17 protein-coding genes and 1 tRNA gene are annotated in these 16,712 nt (G+C 44.5%); 1 reads left to right on the top strand and 17 read right to left on the bottom strand.

Features of this window, described 5'->3' with window-relative positions; genetic code table 11:
• Positions 1–81 precede the first annotated feature (81 nt).
• Positions 82–582, top strand: coding sequence for a COG2426 family protein (locus ACTNEN_RS01005; RefSeq protein ID WP_441204199.1), 501 nt, complete (start codon positions 82–84; stop codon positions 580–582).
• A gap of 126 nt (positions 583–708) precedes the next feature.
• Here the strand turns inward: ACTNEN_RS01005 and ACTNEN_RS01000 are convergent.
• The 17 genes from ACTNEN_RS01000 to ACTNEN_RS00920 form a co-directional block, all read right to left on the bottom strand.
• Positions 709–791 (bottom strand) — tRNA-Leu (locus ACTNEN_RS01000).
• A 213-nt stretch (positions 792–1,004) separates the two neighbouring features.
• On the bottom strand, positions 1,005–1,361 hold the full coding sequence (gene rplT, locus ACTNEN_RS00995) for a 50S ribosomal protein L20 (RefSeq protein WP_441204198.1): 357 nt from the start codon (positions 1,359–1,361) through the stop codon (positions 1,005–1,007).
• 32 nt (positions 1,362–1,393) lie between these two features.
• The gene (rpmI, locus tag ACTNEN_RS00990) at positions 1,394–1,597 is read right to left on the bottom strand and encodes a 50S ribosomal protein L35 (RefSeq protein WP_441204197.1); all 204 of its coding nucleotides are present in this window, start codon (positions 1,595–1,597) and stop codon (positions 1,394–1,396) included.
• A 17-nt stretch (positions 1,598–1,614) separates the two neighbouring features.
• The gene (infC, locus tag ACTNEN_RS00985; RefSeq protein WP_441204196.1) at positions 1,615–2,133 is read right to left on the bottom strand and encodes a translation initiation factor IF-3; all 519 of its coding nucleotides are present in this window, start codon (positions 2,131–2,133) and stop codon (positions 1,615–1,617) included.
• A gap of 180 nt (positions 2,134–2,313) precedes the next feature.
• Positions 2,314–2,916, bottom strand: a complete 603-nt coding sequence (yihA, locus tag ACTNEN_RS00980) for a ribosome biogenesis GTP-binding protein YihA/YsxC (RefSeq protein WP_441204195.1) — start codon at positions 2,914–2,916, stop codon at positions 2,314–2,316.
• A complete protein-coding gene (gene clpX, locus ACTNEN_RS00975; protein WP_441204194.1) occupies positions 2,913–4,205 on the bottom strand; it encodes an ATP-dependent Clp protease ATP-binding subunit ClpX in 1,293 nt (430 codons plus the stop codon). The genes yihA and clpX overlap by 4 nt, the downstream gene beginning before the upstream one ends.
• Positions 4,206–4,233: 28 nt before the next feature.
• Entirely contained in the window at positions 4,234–4,863 is a 630-nt protein-coding gene (gene clpP, locus ACTNEN_RS00970; RefSeq protein WP_441204193.1) for an ATP-dependent Clp endopeptidase proteolytic subunit ClpP, read from the bottom strand.
• Between the two features lie 167 nt (positions 4,864–5,030).
• Positions 5,031–6,347: a trigger factor gene (tig, locus tag ACTNEN_RS00965; protein ID WP_441204192.1), complete on the bottom strand. Its 1,317-nt coding sequence runs from the start codon at positions 6,345–6,347 to the stop codon at positions 5,031–5,033.
• A 120-nt stretch (positions 6,348–6,467) separates the two neighbouring features.
• The gene (locus tag ACTNEN_RS00960; RefSeq protein WP_441204191.1) at positions 6,468–6,944 is read right to left on the bottom strand and encodes a CYTH domain-containing protein; all 477 of its coding nucleotides are present in this window, start codon (positions 6,942–6,944) and stop codon (positions 6,468–6,470) included.
• A gap of 65 nt (positions 6,945–7,009) precedes the next feature.
• Positions 7,010–8,161, bottom strand: a complete 1,152-nt coding sequence (gene rpsA, locus ACTNEN_RS00955) for a 30S ribosomal protein S1 (RefSeq protein WP_441204190.1) — start codon at positions 8,159–8,161, stop codon at positions 7,010–7,012.
• Positions 8,142–9,014: a 4-hydroxy-3-methylbut-2-enyl diphosphate reductase gene (ispH, locus tag ACTNEN_RS00950; protein ID WP_441204189.1), complete on the bottom strand. Its 873-nt coding sequence runs from the start codon at positions 9,012–9,014 to the stop codon at positions 8,142–8,144. The genes rpsA and ispH overlap by 20 nt, the downstream gene beginning before the upstream one ends.
• Positions 9,015–9,018: 4 nt before the next feature.
• Positions 9,019–9,684 carry a (d)CMP kinase gene (gene cmk, locus ACTNEN_RS00945; protein ID WP_441204188.1) on the bottom strand — a complete coding sequence of 222 codons (666 nt, stop codon included), beginning with the start codon at positions 9,682–9,684 and terminating at the stop codon, positions 9,019–9,021.
• A gap of 40 nt (positions 9,685–9,724) precedes the next feature.
• Positions 9,725–11,014 (bottom strand): NAD(P)/FAD-dependent oxidoreductase, encoded by a 1,290-nt coding sequence (locus ACTNEN_RS00940; RefSeq protein ID WP_441204187.1) that lies wholly within the window; start codon positions 11,012–11,014, stop codon positions 9,725–9,727.
• A gap of 121 nt (positions 11,015–11,135) precedes the next feature.
• Positions 11,136–12,455 carry an aspartate kinase gene (locus ACTNEN_RS00935; RefSeq protein ID WP_441204186.1) on the bottom strand — a complete coding sequence of 440 codons (1,320 nt, stop codon included), beginning with the start codon at positions 12,453–12,455 and terminating at the stop codon, positions 11,136–11,138.
• Between the two features lie 35 nt (positions 12,456–12,490).
• Positions 12,491–13,843: an ABC transporter permease gene (locus tag ACTNEN_RS00930; protein WP_441204185.1), complete on the bottom strand. Its 1,353-nt coding sequence runs from the start codon at positions 13,841–13,843 to the stop codon at positions 12,491–12,493.
• Complete coding sequence (locus tag ACTNEN_RS00925; RefSeq protein WP_441204184.1) at positions 13,830–15,890, bottom strand: COG1361 S-layer family protein; 2,061 nt, start codon at positions 15,888–15,890, stop codon at positions 13,830–13,832. Before ACTNEN_RS00925 ends, ACTNEN_RS00930 begins: the two co-directional genes overlap by 14 nt.
• On the bottom strand, positions 15,884–16,684 hold the full coding sequence (locus tag ACTNEN_RS00920; protein WP_441204183.1) for an ABC transporter ATP-binding protein: 801 nt from the start codon (positions 16,682–16,684) through the stop codon (positions 15,884–15,886). Before ACTNEN_RS00920 ends, ACTNEN_RS00925 begins: the two co-directional genes overlap by 7 nt.
• Positions 16,685–16,712 lie beyond the last annotated feature (28 nt).

Raw genomic sequence — 16,712 nt, 5'->3', positions numbered from 1 at the left:
GCTGAAAATCATTTAGTAAGTTTATCACAACTTATATGGTCATTCAAGATTTATCACTATACTTTACAGGAGTACTGCGTAATGGAATCTTTGGTAACTTTTTTTACTTCTACCCTCTCCGGAGTCCTATCGAGCGAAGCGGTGACCTTTATCATATCCATGCTTCCGGTTTTGGAGCTGCGAGGCGGACTTTTGGCGGCGTCGATCATGAAGGTGCCCTATATAAAAGCGCTGATTATTTGCATCATAGGGAACCTTCTCCCCATTCCATTTGTGCTTTTATTTATTGAAAGAATTGTAATCTGGATGGAACATTTTGGTCCAACCAAAGGGATCGCGATGGTCTTCCGAAGCAAGGTTGACAAGCACCGTGCAGAAATTGAAAAATACGATTTCTGGGGGCTGACCTTATTTGTTGGCATTCCTCTGCCAGGTACCGGAGCCTGGACCGGGTCTATTGTAGCAGGTCTGATCCGCATGAATCGAAAAAAAGCATTTGCGTCTATCATCGTTGGGGTGCTGCTTGCATCCGTAATCATGTCTATTATATCCTATGGGGTCCTCGGGGCGGTGATTCATTGAATCACACCGCTCTGAGGATTTTTAAGTCCTTTATTTTACGCCTTTCATTTTATAATCATGGTACGAAAAATGGCTTAAAACCTGAGGAAGTAAACATCCTTACGGTTTTAAGCCATTCATAAATCGTGCAGAAGAAGGGAGTTGAACCCTCATGAGTGTTAGCTCACACGGACCTGAACCGTGCGCGTCTGCCATTCCGCCACTTCTGCGTTTTTGTTTTTTGCTCTTGCGAACTCATTTATAATACCATGGAGGCGATCATCCGTCAAGCTGAAAATAAAAATATTTTTTAGCCTTCAATTGGGTTTCTGAACGGGTCCTCAGGAGCTTCTCTTAGATCGCAATTGGTATTATGAGCTTAAACGAATGCTCCGGCTTTATATAAATTTATATAAAATCCGGAGCACTGGTATTAATATAAATTACTTTGTCAGATTAGCCTTAGCAGTCTCGCAAAGCTTTGCAAATCCTTCCGGATCAGCAATAGCAACTTCAGAAAGCATCTTTCTGTTCATGTCAACGCCTGCATTCTTAAGACCAAACATCAGCTTGGAGTAAGAAAGGTCATTCATTCTTGCTGCAGCATTGATACGAGCAATCCAGAGCTGTCTGAACTGTCTCTTTCTTTCCTTACGACCCTTATAAGACTCAGTCAGAGCTCTCATGACACTCTGCTTTGCAACTCTATACTGCTTGGAACGAGCTCCTCTGTAGCCCTTAGCCAGCTTGAGTACTCTATTATGCTTCTTCTTAGCGTTTACTCCGCCCTTAATTCTCATTGTAATTTCCTCCTCTTTCTAAAGTCTACAAATTAAAGATATGGAAGAATCTTCTTCATATTCTTCACATTTGTCTGATCCAGAACAGTATCCTTTCTCAGACCTCTCTTACGCTTGGTAGTCTTTTTTGTAAGGATGTGGGACTTGTTAGCCTTGTTTCTTACGAGCTTTCCAGTAGCGGTTACTTTGAAACGCTTTGCAGCGGCTCTCTTTGTCTTAAGCTTGAACTTTGCCATATTAGCCTCCTGTAAATTTACTTTTTTGGACTTAATACAATTGCCATGTTTCTGCCTTCAACCTTTGCCGGCTTATCCAGTATTGCGATGTCGGAAAGCTTTTCAGCAAAATCATCCAGTATATATTTTGACTGATTCATACGTGACATCTCACGTCCGCGGAATCTAAGAGCAACCTTTACCTTGTTGCCTTTTTCCAGGAATTTACGTGCAGCACCCATCTTGGTATTAAGGTCGTTGGCATCAATGTTTGGTGTCATACGAATTTCCTTAATTTCAGTTACGTGCTGATTTTTTCTGGCCTCTTTTTCTTTCCGGATCATCTCATAACGATACTTGCCGAAGTCGGCGATTTTAACTACCGGTGGAGTCGCAGTCGCTGCAATCTTGATGAGATCCAGATCGGCATTTCTGGCCAGCATATATGCATCCTTGGAAGACATAATTCCAAGCTGCTCGCCATCCTGACCGATAACTCTCACTTCTTTGTCTCTGATCTGCTCGTTAATTTCAATTTCAGCGGTCTTTTTAGCCATTCAATTCCTCTCAAAATATTGTAATGATTTGCTTTAGATGCAAAAAAATGGCGGATTGTAAGCCAATCCACCATAATGAAAATACACGAAGTATATGATTCAATATGAACCCGGGTCAGCATCTTACTGCCAAGGTGAGGTGGATACCTACTTTCCTGTCTCAACGACTTTGATATGATATCATGTCAGCTGATTTGTGTCAAGGACTGTATCAAAAATTCGATAAATTTCGTCAAGCCCCTGTTTGCTCTCCGCAGAGAAGGCAATCATTGTGCAGTCAGCTGTTGCATTAAGTGCCTTACGGATCGTTTCGATCTGCTTTTTGACCTGTGAACGTTTAATTTTATCCAGCTTTGTAAGGATCACAATCGGTTCATATCCGGTAGCAGAGGTAATATATCGAAACATTTCGAGATCTAAAGCAGTTGGATCATGCCGTATATCAATCAGCTGGATCACTTCCTCAATCTGCTGCGAACGGTCAAAATAACGATTAATCATCCTTGCCCATTTTTCCTGTTCAACCGGCCCGGTTGCGGCATACCCATAGCCAGGCAGGTCAACGAGGTAAAAAGCATCATTAATATTATAAAAGTTGATCGTTCTTGTCTTTCCGGGCGTAGATGATGTACGAGCATATGCTTTTCTATTGATAAAGGCATTGATAAAAGATGATTTTCCAACATTTGATCTGCCGGCCAGCACAAATTCCGGCTTTTCTGTTTTGGGAAGCTCGGAATTAACTCCGAGTACATAATCAAGATTTACCTTTTGTATTTTCATGCACTTTTTCCCTGTGAAGCATCTGACGATTTTGTATCAGCCGGCAGAGTATCCGTCGCGGAAGCAATTCTGGTAAGCTCTGGCTTACCGCTTCCCTCTACAACCTGCTTTGTAATTCTTACTTCCCGGATGGAAGGATCCGACGGAATTTCATACATAATATCCATCATCATGTCTTCCATGATCGAACGTAAGCCTCTGGCACCGGTTTTTCTTGCTACTGCTTTTTCTGCAATAGCTTCAATTGCGCCATCCGTAAAGCTCAGCTTGACGTTATCAATCTCAAACAGCTTCTGATATTGCTTCACCAGCGCGTTTTTAGGCTTGGTCAGGATCTGCTTCAGGGTCTCTACATTATGACTGGAAAGCTCAACATCCACAGGAACTCTGCCGATAAACTCCGGGATCAGACCGAACTTAACCAGATCCTCCGGCTGTACCTGTTTCAGTATGTCGTCATAATCTGTTTTATTTTTCTCGACAATTTCAGCTCCAAAGCCCATGGAACCGGAAGCAACGCGCTTTTCGATGATGTGCTCCAGACCATCAAAGGCTCCACCACAGATAAAGAGGATGTTGGTCGTATCAATCTGGATCAGCTCCTGCTGAGGATGCTTTCTGCCTCCCTGCGGTGGTACAGAAGCAACCGTGCCTTCCAGGATTTTCAAAAGAGCCTGCTGTACGCCTTCTCCGGAAACATCCCTTGTGATAGAAACATTTTCGGATTTTTTTGAAATTTTATCAATTTCATCAATGTAGATAATACCTACCTCTGCCCTCTTGATATCGTAATCTGCAGCCTGAATCAGCTTAAGCAGAATGTTCTCAACATCTTCGCCTACATAACCTGCCTCTGTGAGTGCGGTCGCATCAGCAATGGCAAAGGGGACGCCCAGGATTTTGGCAAGTGTCTGGGCAAGATAGGTTTTACCGGTACCAGTGGGCCCGATCATCAGAATATTAGACTTTTGTACATCGATATCCTTGATCTTGGATGTAATCCTCTTGTAATGATTATATACGGCAACAGAAAGAATCTTTTTGGCTTCATCCTGTCCGATGACATATTCATCCAGGAAGTCCTTGATTTCCTTCGGTTTCAGCAGACGGATCTCTGAAGCCTCCGGCTTTTCGATCGGTCCCATCTCTTCATTGAGTATTTCCTGACAGAGATCAACACACTCATCACAGATATAGGTATTATTCAGACCGGCAATCAGCTTATGTACCTGTTTAGCGGATTTACCGCAAAAGGAACATCTTATCTTATCGTCTGGTTTCATTGGCATATTTAATAGTCCTTTACTAACAATTCAATTATTTACTCTCAACTCCGGCGTCTCTGGATTTAAAAATATGATCAACGATTCCATATTCCAGTGCCTGTTCGGCAGTCATCCAGTGATCTCTTTCGGTATCCGCCATTACCTTTTCCAACGGCTGACCACAGTTAGCGGCAAGGATTTCCGCCATGTGCTGTTTTGTCCGGAGGATCCACTCTGCAGTAATCTGAATTTCAGTTGCCTGACCCTGCGCACCTCCGGATGGCTGATGAATCATAACCTCGGCATTTGGCAAAATCATACGTTTGCCCTTTGCGCCACCAGCAAGAAGAAACGCACCCATAGATGCGGCCATACCTACACAGATGGTTGATACATCACATTTAATGTACTGCATCGTGTCATAGATCGCCATACCAGCAGTGATAACACCACCCGGTGAGTTAATGTAAAGACTGATATCCTTATCCGGATCCTCAGACTCAAGATATAAGAGCTGCGCCACAACCAGAGAAGCTGTATCATTGTTTACTTCGTCTCCAAGAAATACAATTCGCTCATTCAGAAGTCTTGAAAAAATATCATAAGAGCGTTCACCTCTGGATGTAGACTGGATTACATATGGGATTGTCGAAATATTACGTGGTAAAAAATCATTGTTCATGAATCCTTTGCCTCCTTAAAAGGATGTGACTTCACGTCAACAAAACTATTGTAGCATATACTGTCAATATTGCAATTTAAGTCTAAATTTACACCTCAATTTGCAAATGAGCGATGCAGATTATACTCTGCATCGCCCATCTAAAAAACCATGCGATTAAAAATCAATTAGTTTTCCTTAGCTTCTTCCTTCTTTTCCGGAGCAACAAGGTTAGCCTCGGAGACAAGCATGTCAATTGTCTCCTGCATATCAAGCTCTCTTCTGACACTTTCCTTCTGAGAATCTGTAACAGTCTTCATCAGATCCTCGTACTTCATCTTGTACTGATCTGCGATTTTCTTAAACTCCTCATCAACTCTCTCATCAGAAACAGAAATATTTTCCTTCTTCTGAATAGCCTCAAGGACAAGAGAAGTCCGGATGTTTTTCTCTGCCTGTGGCTTCATCTGCTCCTTGAGCTTTGCCTCGGTAAGACCTGTAATCTGCATATACTGATCAATTGGGATACCCTGCTGCTGGAGTCTCATGGAGTAATCATAGTACATATTATCAAGCTGAGCATCGATCATCGGCTCAGGAATCTCCATAGAAGCATTTGCTACAACCTTATCTACAACATTATTTTCATTGGTTGTAGTTGCACGCTCCTCTTTCTCTGCACGGATGGTCTTTTCAAGATCCTTCTTATACTCATCCAGTGTATCGAACTCGGAAACCTCAGAAGCAAATTCATCATCAGCTGCCGGAACCTGCTTCTCCTTAACAGCCTTGATACTTACCTTAAACAGCGCTTCCTTGCCAGCAAGATCCTTTGCGCCGTACTCCTCAGGGAATGTCACATTAACGTCAACATTTTCGCCAACCTTATGTCCGATCAGCTGATCCTCAAATCCAGGGATAAATGTGCCGGAGCCGATGGTCAGAGGATAATCCTCACCCTTGCCGCCGGCAAATTCCTTACCATTTACGGAGCCTACGAAATCAATTGTAGCGATATCATCCTTCTTGATCTCACGCTCTACATCAACCAGACGGGAGTTTTTATCAAGCTCTTTGTTCAGTCTGTCCTGCACCTCAGCTTCTGTTACGGTGACATCAGCCTTTTCTACCGTTACACCCTTATACTCACCGAGAGTTACTTCCGGCTTTACAGCTACGGTTGCTGTATATACAAGATCCTTGTCCTTGCCGATTTCATCGATACCGATCTCAGGACGGCTTACAACATCAAGACCGGATTCCTTTACAGCGTCCGGGTAAGTTTTGTCCAGGATTTCATTCAGAGCATCATCATAAAGAACCTGCTCACCATACATCTTTTCAACCATTGCCATCGGAACCTTACCCTTACGGAAGCCCGGAATGCTGAAACGATTTTTATTTTTATTATAAGAATTAACCAGAGCCTGGTCAAATTCCTTGGCGTCCACAGTGACAGTGAGCTTCGCCATGTTCTTTTCCAAATTTTCTACTTTTACGCTCATGAAAGAGTACCTCCAAATAATATCTCATCTATTCAGGACAGTACTCCGTCTGCCAGAGTAAACACGTCCGAATCAAAAGTATAACACTTGTTTTCAAGGGATGCAAGGTTTAATGCTTGTTTATGCAAATGCTTTCCGCCCGAGTGCTGCCATCCTGGCATTACTGTATTTGCCTCCTGACGTAACATCTGTGCCGAACCAGTCCGGAGCCAGGAATCTTTCCGCATCCTCTACCGAAGGAAACTCCACCTCAATAAGTCTTAAGCCAGCAAGCTCACCTTCAAAAATATCCAGCTCACCTGTATACTCGCCGATTGGGATCAGGTATCTTGTTTTACGTATGATGATTCCATCATGCTTTGACAGAAGGTTCTGGTAGGATTCACGGTCCAGCGCCATGTTTTCCTCCTGATGGCAAAGAACCCCGGATCCCTTATACGTCAGTTCATATTTTTCCAGGCTCTGGCTCATGTCATGGCGCACACGGATCGCAGGGTGAAAGTTAAGATACGCCTGCTCGATTTTTCGTTGAGGGTAGTCCTCAAGGTGTTCCGGAAGCTTTGCAATTAACCACTTTCTCTCAATTTCAACACCCATTTTTTATCCTCCGATACAAAAAACCGGCCAGGTAAACCTGACCGGCAGAACATATCATATATAGATTACTCGGCGTCTGTATCGTCTATCTTTGCAGCCTCAGCCTGTCCAACAGCCTCAATGTCAACATCAGCTACATCCGGATCTTCTTTTCTGTCATCATTGCCTGGAAGCAGTGCTTTGATGGAAAGAGAAATCTTGTGATTCTCTACATCAAGATCTACAACCTTAGCAGTGATATCCTGACCTACTTCAAGTACATCAGATGGCTTGTTAACATGCTCTCTGGAAATCTGAGAAACATGAAGCAGAGCATCAATACCCTTATCAAGCTCAATGAATGCGCCGAAATCTGTCATACGGGCAACCTTACCCTGTACGATAGAGCCTACTGCATACTTGGTCTCGGCATCCTTCCAAGGATTCTCCTCCGGGAACTTTCTGGTAAGAGCGATTCTCTCATCATTAATCTCTTTTACAAGAACCTTAACTTCCTGACCCGGCTTAAAGAGCTTCTTGGGATTCTCGATTCTGCCCCAGCTCATCTCGGAAATGTGAAGCAGACCATCAGCTCCGCCAAGATCAATGAAAGCACCGAAATCTGTGAGATTCTTTACGACACCGGTACGTACATCGCCAACCTTAAGCTCGCTGAAGAGCTTATCGTGCATTTCCTTCTTTTCAGCAAGCATCAGCTGCTTTCTGTCTCCGATTACTCTTCTCTTCTGCGGATTGAACTCGGTAATAATGAACTTGATATCCTGTCCCTGATACTTTGTGAGATCTCTCTCAAATGTATCGGATACAAGAGATGCAGGAACAAATACTCTTGCTCCATCAACTTCAACATTCAGACCGCCCTTGACAACCTGAACAACCTTTCCGGTAAGCACGGTCTTTTCCTCAAAGGCCTTTCTAAGCTCCTCAGAAGCCTTGCTCTGAAGTGCCTCTCTGTGTGAAAGCACTACCTGACCCTCGCCGTCATTGACCTTTTTAACCTTGCACTCGATTTCATCACCAACATTTACAACTGTGGTTAGATCAAGTGAATTATCAGCGCTGTAGTCGTTTCTAGTCATGATACCATCTGACTTATAGCCGATGTTCAGTGCGATCTCATCAGGCTTTACACTGATGACTTTACCAGTAACAATCTCCCCCGCATGAATTGATTTCAGTGATCCTTCAAGCATTTGTTCAAAACTCATTTCTGACATAAGTTAGAACCTCCTCTATTATTTCTTTTGGGGTGCTTGCCCCTGCTGTAATACCTACGTTTCCAATCGCATCATCTTTTTCTAATTCAAGATCTTTGACCGTCTGTATCAGCTGGGTTTTCTGGCATTCTGCCGAACAAATCTCAAATAGTTTCTTTGTGTTTGATGAACTGCTTCCTCCAATGACAATCATAGCATCGGAGTGTTTCGCGAGCTCCTTAGCTTCTGTCTGCCTTTCGAAAGTTGCGTTGCAAATCGTATTTATAACATTAACATAATATCCCTTTTTCTGCAAAATATCAACAATTACTTTGAATTTGTCAACATTGAATGTCGTCTGCGCAACAAGGAATATTTTTTGTCCATTCCCCTCCGGCAGACGCTCTGCGCTTTCGGGATCCGGGATCGTACGTACATCTCCGTCAGCCCATCCTACAATTCCCTGAATTTCAGGATGCAAAGGATTCCCTGCAATCCATGTCGTTTCGCCCTGCGATGTATGATCATGCACCAGCCTCTGGATTTTCCGGACAAAGGGACAGGACGCATCGATAATTTCCAAATGATTGTCATGCATGATGTCGTAGATCCTTTTCCCGACACCGTGTGCCCGGATAATCACGATGGCATTTTTCACATTCTTAAGCTCATCCTCGGAGGCAATCACTTCCACGCCCCGGCTTTTAAGCTTCTGTACCACCTGGTCATTATGTACGATCGGACCAAAGGTAAAGATGGGCTTACGATCCTCAGGAGCTTTTTCCTGTTCTCTCGCAAGTATTTCATAAACGGTATCGACCGCACGCTGAACTCCAAAGCAGAAGCCGGCTGTTTTAGCAAGTTTCACATTCATAGTTTTATTTTTTCATGGCAAGCTCCAGGATCCTGTCAATGGTTTCATCAATCGTAAGCTCGGAGGAATCCACCAGTATGGCATCCTCTGCCTGTACCAGCGGTGAATTTTTCCGATGCATATCCTGATAGTCCCGTGCTTCTACATCCTTTCTGATTTCTGCAAAATCCGCCGATATTCCTTTGGAGGCATACTCAAGGGTTCTCCGCTTAGCACGGACATCTACAGAAGCTGTAAGATATATTTTTGTGTCTGCATGAGGCAGGACCTTGGTTCCAATGTCCCTCCCGTCCATTACAACCGAGGTTTCAGAGGCAAGTTTCTGCTGGAGGGAAACGAGCTTGTCCCGCACCGGCTGGTACTGTGACACTAGAGACGCCGCATTCCCGACTTCCTCGGTGCGGATTTCTTTTGACACATTTTCTCCATTAAGAAATACCTGCTGCGCTCCATCCTGATCATATGCAATGGAAATATCAATGTCCCGGATGGCTGCGGAGACCATTCCCTGGTCCTTCAACGGCAGTTCCTTCCGGAGACAAAAAAGACCCACGGCGCGATACATTGCTCCGGTATCAACATAAACATATCCAAGTTCTTTTGCCACTGCCTTGGCAATGGTAGATTTCCCTGCTCCAGCAGGACCATCAATTGCAATACTATATGGCATTTTTACCTTCCTGTCTGCTCTGCGAAGCTTAATTTTTTGTTTATGCTTTGGCGGCACTTACGCCTGCAAGATGCCCTGTGGAAAATGCCATCTGCATATTAAAACCGCCGGTGTAGCCATCGACATCCAGCACCTCTCCGGCAAAATAAAGACCCTGCACTTTTTTGGATTCCATGGTTCTCGGGTTAATTTCTTTAACTGAAACGCCGCCTTGTGTTACAATGGCTTCCCTGAAATTGCCGGTGCCTGCTATAGTATAAGTAAAATTCCTAAGAAGGTCCAGCAGCTTTTTTCTGCTTTCTTTAGATACTACAGTCACCTTCTGATTGATATCTACCCCTGTCTTTTCAAGGCGTTTCAGGAAAACCGGTATCAATGTGGCAGGCAGAAGGTCGGACAAGGCATTACGCAGCTCCTTATTACGATATGTGTTAAAATCCCGCAGTAGTCTTTCATCAAGCTGCCGATCTGTAAGTGCCGGCTTGAGATTGATATGCAGCGTAAGAATTTTATGCTGCTTTGGATCTTTGGCATTGAGAAATCGTGTAACATGCGTTGATGCTGATAGTATGACCGGACCGGAAAGTGCCTGATTAATAAAATCCAGATCTCCAAAGTCCTGATATACAACCTTTCCCTGCTCATCCTTAATTTCAATGCTTATATTTTTAAGCTTAAGCCCCCGCAGCATACGTATGTCTTCCTCATGTACATCGAGACTTACCAGGGAGGGAAAGCATTCCGTAACTTGCATGCCGGCGGACTCCGCAAAGCGATAGCCATCTCCTGTAGACCCGGTGGACGGATAGGACAGCCCTCCGGTTGCCACAATAATCCGATCGGCGTTGAGATGACCTTTGTCGGTTTCCAATCCGGTTACGTAACGGAGTATCTGATCTGAATCCTTTTTTTCTGAGATGAGGAGCGATTTCACACAGGTATTGTAGCCTATATTGACACCGGATTTTTTCAGGTATCTTTTAAGACAGTCTGTAATACTGTAGGCATGGTCTGATACCGGAAAGACTCTGTCGCCTCGTTCAATTTTAACTCTGCACCCGCCTTTTTCCATCAGCTTTATCACATCTTTATTGGTAAAATCATAAACAGCTGAGTATAGAAACCGCGGATTTGTAACATAGTGCTCCAGCAGATCCTCCGTATTACATGCATTGGTCAGATTGCCTCTGCCCTTTCCTGTAATGAATATCTTTTTTCCAAGCTTTTCGTTTTTTTCCAGTAATGTAACCTGCGCTTCCGGATTTTCCGATTTTGCGGCATACGCCGCCATCATACCGGCAGGACCTCCGCCGATCACTACAATTTTCATGTTCACTCTTTCTTTTGATTTCATTTTGTCAGGATGTGTGAGTTGGATGAGTCTCTCGTCAAAAAGTTAAGTATATTACCAACGAAGCCTCCCGGGGGTTCAGAACCCGGGAGGCCTTCATTTAGCTTGCGGAAAGCACAAACATATTATAAATCGCCCGGATGGCATTTTCAAAATCCTCATTCCGGACTCCGATGATAATATTGTACTCACTGGAGCCCTGATCAATCATTTTGATATTAATATACTCGTGTGCCAACGCGCTGAATACCCTGCCGGCAACACCTCTTGAGGATTTCATGCCTCTGCCAACCACTGCGATCAGTGCAATATCAGATTCCAGCTCGATCAGATCTGGATTTACAGCCCGCTGGATCCCCTGCAGGACCTTCTGCTCGTATTTCTCAAGCTCCTCCTGATGAATCACAAGCGTCATGGTATCGATGCCGGAGGGCAGGTGCTCGAAGCTGATGCCGCAGTCCTCGAGCACAGAAAGCACCTTGCGGCCAAATCCGATTTCCGAGTTCATCATAGCTTTTTCAATATTGATGGAACAGAAATCCTTTTTACCGGTAACGCCCGTGATGGTAAATCTCGGCTTCTTGAGCGTATTGGCGACAATCATTGTACCATGATCCTCGGGTCGGTTGGTATTTTTTATCTGGATTGGAATGCCCTCCTTACGTACTGGGAAGATCGCATCCTCATGCAGCACACCTGCACCCATATAGCTTAGCTCTCTTAATTCCTTGTAGGTAATATAGTCAATTACCTCCGGATTTTTAACGATTCTCGGATCTGCAACCAGAAATCCGGATACATCCGTCCAGTTCTCATAAAGATCTGCATTTATACCGGCAGCAATGAGAGATCCGGTGACATCGGATCCGCCTCTTGTAAAGGTAATGGTATGTCCATTTTGATCGGCACCGTAAAATCCGGGGATAACGGCATAATCCACGCCCTCCAGCTGCTTACGGATTTTCTCCTCTGTCTTTTCAAAATTACAGCTTCGGTCATCATTGAACTCGATACAGTTCACTGCATCAATAAACTGAAAGCCAAGATATGCTGCCATAAGCTTGGCGTTGAGGTACTCTCCACGGGAAGCGGCATAATCCTTACCCGCACCTGATTTCAGATTATCAAAAATGTTCTGGAAATCCTCGGAAAGACTGAAGTCAAGCCCAAGTCCGTCAATAATATCCTGATATCTTTTCTGGATTTTTTTGAGAATTCCTTCTGCATCTCCATCCTGTTCTACAGCATCATACAGCTTATACAAAAGATCTGTTACCTTTGTATCCTTTGCATTGCGTTTTCCTGGCGCAGAGACAATGATATATCTCCGTCCCCTGTCCTGCATGATTATGTTTTTTACCTTCTGAAACTGTTCGGCAGATGCGCAGGAGCTGCCTCCGAATTTAGCGACTTTTAGCATTGAGTACCTCACTTCTTACTAATATGCTTATGTATTTATTCATTACGGATTGCTGCCAGAGGACTCAGCTTCATAGCCCGTACTGCAGGCAGATATCCGGAAAATGAACCAACAACCATGGCAAACACAATTGCCGCAAGGATCAGCCAGGGTGGAATCAGCGAAATTCTGGCTGCGGACTGTCCCCAGCTCTGGGTTAGATTGGAGACAAGCTCGCTCTGGCTTCCTGTAAAATAATTTATCACTGCGGAAATCAACATACTTAAGATGATGCCCGCAATGCCGCCCATCAGTCCGATGATCGCAGACTCCGCAAGAAACATGTTCCGGATATCCTTCATATCACATCCGAGAACCTTCATGACACCGATATCCCTGGTTCTTTCATAGATCGACATCATCATGGTATTCATGATACCGATTGCCGCGACCAGGAGGGACACCGCACCAATTCCGCCAAGTACCAGCTGTACCGTATTGAGCGTCTGCTGTGCCTGCTCTAGCCACTGCATGTTGGAGCTGGCTTCGTACCCCATATCAGTAATACTTTTCTGAACAGACTGTACATTATCCATGTCATCGACAAAAACATATGCCTGATCATAAACGTAATATCTGAGCGGCTTTCCATTTTTATTGGTGGCAGGATTCGGAACCAGATTTTTTTTATAGATCTTCCGTAAGAAGGTCTTAAAGGTATCAATATCAGCGTAAATATTCATGCTGTCCATAGAAAAATGATCCGGTCCGCCAGCCATCAGACCTGCCCTCTCCAGGATATATTTTTTCTTGTTACCCTTCTGCTGACCGCCATCGTCTCCTCCAGTGCCATATTTACTGTCAGAACTCCCGGTATACCCATCTGGAAATGTAAAAAAAATGGTATCCTTTTCCGGGTCAACCTGCTTGAACTGTGAGTAATCCTGCCCTTTGATAAAGTAAGAGCAGGACGTATTGCCATATACAATGCTGAGCGTCGGCTGGTCCGGCTTGGGAATGCTTCCGGATGCAAGCTCCATATCCCTGAAGTAATCCTGGGAAACCCCTATAATGGAGGTATTAGCTGTATATGCCCCGGAACGCATTTCTACATTTACGGAAAGAGATGGAGATGTACCGGTTACATGCGGGATAGCTGCAAAATCGGAAATCACCTGATCGGTAAGCTGATGATCCTGATCCCCGTAGCCTCCATATACCGTGACCATTGTAAGCGAACCTGAGCTCTGGTAGGAAGCAAGCAGCATGCTGGACATTCCGAGACCGAGACTTACCATGACAACGATGGATGCAGTGCCGATCACCACACCCAGAACGGTCAGTACAGTTCTTGTCTTTCTCCTTTTCAGATTGCTAAATGCAAGCCTGATCAGATCAGATGGTCTCATCTTCCGCCTCGTTTTTCTTTTTCTTACGGAAATGATGCATGCCGAAACCAGCTGCAATCAAACCGCATACTCCAATCAATAGAGGTACCTTGTATTTCTTTATAAAAGAAGGCTTCTCCTCCGGCATTTCCATAGCTTCATTTTGAAAGTTATCCATTGCCTCCGTGACCATGAGATTTACGGATTCTGCCTGCGAGGATGGATTGCCGTCCACATCTTCATAAGTAATTGTAACAGCGATGGTTCCGTCATCCGTTGTCGGAGCAATGCCCTCCAGCATGACATCTACGTTTCCGGTTTCACCGGGCTTGATATTACCTACGTAGGTGGAAGCAGATTTAATAGAATCCGCAGCAAAGGATGCCTCAACATTATAAAGTGTAACCTTGCCGGTATTATTAATACCAAACATGACATCGGCTTCATTTCCAACCTCAATGGATGCCGGCATGACATCAAAATTGGAGACCGAGAGCCGTGCATTTTGTAATACGTTGATATCAACCTCTACATCCTCAGCCGCATTTTTAAATTCCGGAGAGTCATATTTTTCATGGATCTTCAGGCTGTACGATCTCGGATCTACGCCGGAAGCTGCCTGCATGCCGATTTTAAGCTCTGTAGAAGCGCCTGCGGCAAGACTGTCTACCGCAATGGAGCTGGTTCCTCCCTGCATAGCAAAAACCGCTGAGTCTGAAACCTTTTCCGACTCCATGGTAAAAAGGAGGTTGCTGGCACTGATGCTGGAGGATGCATTTTTCATGTTAAGTACCAGTGTAAAGGGCTGTCCTGCGTATACCTTCTCCGGCTCCGTGTGATACGAATCCACAACAATACGTGCCTTGGTACGGTCGTTTTCGTTAAACTCCCGGTAAGTTTCCGTCTCTGTTTCAGTCATCGCAGGATTTGTGATATTAACATAAAATGTATAATCCTCTGAGATGCTTACCGTTGCCGTGGGTGTCTGCTTATACGTTACAGTATAGCTTAAAGGATAGTATCCGGCGGCAGCTGTCTTTTTAACAGACATAGAGTACGGAGGTGCGAATGTTTCTTCCGGTTGAATTACGTCAAAATGTCTGTCATAGTTGGCTTCATTAATGTTAAAAGGAAAATCGGTCGTCGCCGAGCTTTTGGAATTAGCAGTTTTCTGTACATCCAGATCCTTGGCTAACACCGTATTGAGATGCACATTGACATCATACAGTGGCTGTGATTTCTGGTTTCTCAGATTCACACCAAATTCCATGACGGAAGCAGGGCTTCCCTTTGGTGTGGACTGATTTTCTCCGATTGCAAAGGTCTTGTCTTTGACCGTTGCAGATGGAACCGTAACATCGCCGGCAGCGGCAATATATACATTTACAAATTCTGTTTTTAAAAGATGACCGGAAGCACCTGTGGAATTGGCAGGCACGTCATACCAGATCGTAAACGGTATCCCGAAATAGGACCCGGAGCTTCCTGCGTCCTGCAGTGCATCGCTTCTCACAGTAACATTAAATACAGCCTCGGTATATTGTCCTTTTTTCAGGGTACCGAGATTCTGCTCCTGCGTAAAAATGGAGTTGTTGACTTCAAACGGATATTTTCCACCGTCAACAGGATATGTAAGGCCTATGCTGGCATTATATGCCCTTTGTATACCGTTTTTCCATCCCTCATTGTACGCATCATGAGCGGCGGCTTCGGAATCATCCTCGGAATCTTCTTTATATGGATTATTTTTAGGGGATGTATTGGGAGAACTGTCTGTAATCGTAAGATAGTTCTGATCATTGGAAAGACGAACCCTTACATTATTGATCTCATCTGTTGCAGGATTATACAGACCGTTGACGCCATTGTACCCGATCCGTACATGGAGCTGCATATCCTGACCTACATAACCCACCTGGAGATCCTCTGCATCATGTATAAACGTATTGAGATTGGTATCTACATAGGACGCCCTGACGCTTACAGGCATAAGAGTGCTCAGCATAACAGCTGCCGCCAGTCCTGCAGCGATTGAGGCTATTGATTTATGAAAGATTTGACTTAACATGCTCCGTTTACCTTACCGCTTTCTTCTGTATTTTCACGCACATGGACATCTGCAAAAGGAGGCTTCTGATTTTCCAAAAGGATTTTCTGCTCTATGGCACTGTCCTGACGTATCAGCATTTCCGTGATCTGACCATCCACAATCCGCAGCTGCCGGTCAGCATACGCTGCAATATGAGGATCATGCGTAACCATGATTAAGGTCCGATGCTGCCCTGATACAATACTGCTCAGCAGCTTAAGAACCTCATCCGTGGTATGGGAATCCAGATTTCCGGTGGGCTCATCTGCAAATATGATTTCCGGATCTACCACAAGTGCGCGGGCAATGCCGACTCGCTGCTGCTGACCTCCGGACATCTGATTGGGCATATGCTTTGCCTGATCCAGGATCCCGATCATATCCATATATTTTTTTGCGAGGCGAATGCGTTCCTCCGACGGTACCCCACGAAACATCAGCGGCATTGCAACATTCTCAATGGCATTCATCGAAGCAATCAGATTATAGCTTTGGAAAATAAATCCGACATGCATCCTGCGAAATTTGACAAGCTGGGATTCATTCATACGGTCAATACGCTTGCCGCCAATCTGGATCATACCCTGTGAGGGTTTTTCCAAACCTGCAAGCATATTGAGACAGGTGGATTTTCCGGATCCTGAGGTACCGATAATGGCTATAAATTCGCCTTGGTACACATCAAAGGACACTCCGTTAAGGGCATAGACCTTATTGTCTCCGATATGAAAGATTTTATAAAGATCACGGACCTTAATGACTGGCTCCAACATAAAATTACCCCTGCTTTCATTAGTGATT

It is taken from the genome of Oribacterium sp. HCP28S3_H8, assembly GCF_052064775.1.
In the GTDB taxonomy this organism is placed as follows: Bacteria; Bacillota; Clostridia; order Lachnospirales; family Lachnospiraceae; genus Oribacterium.
The sequence above is the reverse complement of the archived record's forward strand: the minus strand, read 5'-3'. Positions and strand labels throughout refer to the sequence as shown.